This window comes from Novosphingobium sp. FKTRR1, from assembly GCF_020404405.1.
Classification (GTDB): Bacteria; Pseudomonadota; Alphaproteobacteria; order Sphingomonadales; family Sphingomonadaceae; genus Novosphingobium.
Map to the genome: position 1 here is coordinate 1 of NZ_JAIZDA010000080.1, position 3,055 is coordinate 3,055.

Here is a 3,055-nt window from a genome sequence, read left to right on the forward strand (position 1 = left end):
GTAAGCGTGGCCTGGAGGCCGCCTTGCGTTGCGGGCTTGCGATAGGCTGATTGCCGCTCTTTTTGGGAGCGGTGACGTTGGACGATAGCGAGCTTGATGGAGCAAGTGATCATACGAGCGGTCGTATGACCACTCGGATCGAAGTCGTTGGCCGGGTATCGGGTCGGCGACGTTGGACGGTGGAGCAGAAGCTGACGATCCTGCGGGATGCGTTCGGATCTGGTGGATCGGTTCGCGATGCATGCGAGCGGCATGAGGTTGGCAGCGGCCAGCTCTACACGTGGCGGCGACAGGCGATGTCTGGCGAGTTGACCGGAGTGCAGCCGCCTGCGCTGCCATCATTTGCCGAGGTCGAAGTTGCCGGGCCGTCGGCACCGGCCATGGCGCTGCCTCAACCTGTATCCACCTGTGGCCAGATCGGGATCGAGTTACCGTCAGGCGTCCGCCTGACCGTGGACGCGGCGGTAGATGCCGACGCCTTGACACGGGTGCTCGGCGTTCTGAGGCGATGATCCCGCTCCCCGGCTTTGCGGGCACAGGCTCCACCCGTATATTCCTGGCCTGCGGAGCGACCGATATGCGCAAGGGGTTCGACGGCCTGGCGGTGATGGCGCAGCAGGTGCTCGAGCAGAGTCCGCATAGCGGTGCGCTGTTTGCCTTTCGTGGGCGTCGCGGCGATCTGGTCAAGTTGCTCTGGTATGACGGTCAGGGCCTATGCCTGTTCTCGAAGCGGATGGACCGGGGCAAGTTCATCTGGCCGGCGACGACGACGGGCAAGGTGACCCTTAGTGCGGCCCAGTTGTCGATGCTGCTGGAGGGCATTGATTGGCGCCGTCCGGAACGGACGGCGGCACCATGCCTGGCTGGATAATCGGCAGATTACCGTTGTTTTTGTGGCGCAAAGTGGCGCTTTGTGCTATCAGTTCGCCGTGTCGGACATTGCTTCTTCCCTCCTCGACAAGGACGCTCGGATCGCCGAGCTGGAAGCGGCATTGGCGGCGCGCGACAGCCTCATTGCAGCGCTGCGCGTCCAGCTTGCCAACCTTCGCCGCATGACTTTCGGCCAGTCGTCCGAGAAGCTCTCCCTGCAGATCGAGCAGCTGGAACTGGCGCTGGAAGAACTGGAGGGCGAAGCCGAGCTTGCCGACGCTCGCAAGCCCTGTGTTGACCGGGGTGACCAGCCTATACCGATCCGGTCGTTGCCGGGGCATCTGCCGCGCGAGGAACGCCGGCTCGAGCCGGAAGCTGGCACCTGCACCTGTCCCGATTGCGGCGGCGCGCTGCGCCCGCTGAGTGAGGACAGCGACGAGATGCTCGATGTGCTGCCTGTGCAGTGGCGGGTCATGCGGACCGTGCGTCCCAAGTATAGCTGCAGGTCCTGCGATAGGATCGTCCAGGCCCCGGTGCCGCCCAAGGCGATTGCCCGCGGCAAGGCGAGCTTCGCAACGCTAGCCCATGTGGTCGTGAACAAGTTCGATCATCATCTGCCGCTCTACCGCCAAGCCGAGATGATGGCGGCGCAGGGTATTGAGATCGACCGATCGACCTTGGCCGGTTGGGCCGGACAGGCCGCCGCACTGCTCGATCCCATCGTCAGCCGTATCCGCGAAGAAGGTCTCAAGGCCGACAAGATCCACGCCGATGATACGCCTGTACCGATGCTCGATCCCGGCAAGGGCAGGACGGCCACTGCGCGGCTGTGGACCTATGTCGTCGATGACCGTGCATCGGGCGTGACCTGCCCGGCGCTGGTCTGGTACCGGTTCACATCCGACCGCAGCGGCATCCATCCGCAGGGCGAGCTCAAGTCCTTCACCGGTCTGCTGCAGGCCGACGGTTATGCCGGATATGACAAGCTCTATGCGAGCGGCAGGGTAAGGGAAGTCGCCTGCTGGGCGCATTTCCGGCGCAAGATCTTCGAGAACCATTTGGGCCATCCGACGCCGCTTACCACTGATCTGCTGGATAGGATTGCGCAGCTATATCGGCATGAAGCCGATATTCGCGGGCAACCTCCCGATGTCCGCTGCCAGCATCGCCAACAGCATAGCAAGCCGCTGATCGAAGATTTACGAACCGCCATCGACGATGCGCTGCGTCGCCTGTCGCCCAAGTCGTCAATGGCTAAGGCACTTGCCTATGGACGCAAGCGCTGGGCGGCGCTCACCATCTTCCTCGACGATGGCAAAGCTGAGATCGACAACAACATTGCCGAACGCGCCATCCGGTCGATCGCGATCGGCCGTAAAAACTGGCTGTTCGCCGGCTCGAAGGTCGGTGGCGAGCGCGCCGCTGCCATCTATTCCGTCATCGAGACCGCCAAGCTCAACGGCATTGAGCCGCAGGCCTATATCGCCGATGTCATCGAGAAGATCGCCAGCGACTGGCCAGCGTCTCGCTGGGATGAACTCATGCCCTGGAACTGGACATTGGATATTGCTCCCGCCAGCATGGCGGCATGACCGACCAGATCGCGCAGATTCGCATCACACTCGACGACATCAAGCCCGCCATCTGGCGGCGGGTCGAACTGCCTATCTCCAATAGCCTCAAGACCCTGCATCTGGCGATCCAGGCCGTCATGCTGTTTGAGAACTACCATCTGTTCCGCTTCGATGACGACTATCAGGATCCACCGACACGCGAGGCGGGCAACCTGCGGCTCGCCAAGCTCATCGAGCGCGGCATCGCAACCTTCACCTACACCTATGATTTTGGCGACGACTGGCGGCATAGCATCGTCATTGAGGAGGTACGGCCCGCAAATCCAGCAATCGATTATCCGCGGTTCGTTGATGGCGCACGCCACGCACCGCCCGAAGATGTCGGCGGTCCGCCGGGCTTCGAAGAGTTTCTTGAGGCTATGGCAAAGCCGCGCCATCCAGAGCACAAGTCAGTGCTGCAATGGTATGGACGCCCCTTCGATCCAGAAGATATTGGTTCCCACGAAATCCGCGCACGCATGGCCAAGCTCGCCAAACGCCGCGCCTCCGGCAAAGCCGCCCACACCATCAACATGGCTCGATAAGCAAGGCGGCCCTCAGGCCACGCTTAC

4 protein-coding genes are annotated in these 3,055 nt (G+C 62.4%); all 4 read left to right on the forward strand.

What is annotated here, in order from left to right; genetic code table 11:
• Positions 1 to 125: 125 nt before the first annotated feature.
• From LDN95_RS22935 to LDN95_RS22950, 4 genes are read left to right on the forward strand one after another with little or no spacing between them, the layout of a single operon-like run.
• A complete protein-coding gene (locus tag LDN95_RS22935) occupies positions 126 to 512 on the forward strand; it encodes a transposase (protein ID WP_226019812.1) in 387 nt (128 codons plus the stop codon).
• On the forward strand, positions 509 to 871 hold the full coding sequence (gene tnpB, locus LDN95_RS22940; RefSeq protein WP_226019813.1) for an IS66 family insertion sequence element accessory protein TnpB: 363 nt from the start codon (positions 509 to 511) through the stop codon (positions 869 to 871). The genes LDN95_RS22935 and tnpB overlap by 4 nt, the downstream gene beginning before the upstream one ends.
• Positions 872 to 911: 40 nt before the next feature.
• The gene (locus tag LDN95_RS22945; protein WP_226019815.1) at positions 912 to 2,462 is read left to right on the forward strand and encodes an IS66 family transposase; all 1,551 of its coding nucleotides are present in this window, start codon (positions 912 to 914) and stop codon (positions 2,460 to 2,462) included.
• Positions 2,459 to 3,028 (forward strand): plasmid pRiA4b ORF-3 family protein, encoded by a 570-nt coding sequence (locus LDN95_RS22950; protein WP_226019814.1) that lies wholly within the window; start codon positions 2,459 to 2,461, stop codon positions 3,026 to 3,028. The genes LDN95_RS22945 and LDN95_RS22950 overlap by 4 nt, the downstream gene beginning before the upstream one ends.
• The last annotated feature ends 27 nt before the right edge of the window (positions 3,029 to 3,055 follow it).

Coding starts and splice junctions, on each gene's coding strand:
- tnpB (WP_226019813.1), top strand. CDS start 509: ATGATCCCGCTCCCCGGCTTTGCGGGCACAGGCTCCACCCGTATATTC.
- LDN95_RS22935 (WP_226019812.1), top strand. CDS start 126: ATGACCACTCGGATCGAAGTCGTTGGCCGGGTATCGGGTCGGCGACGT.
- LDN95_RS22950 (WP_226019814.1), top strand. CDS start 2,459: ATGACCGACCAGATCGCGCAGATTCGCATCACACTCGACGACATCAAG.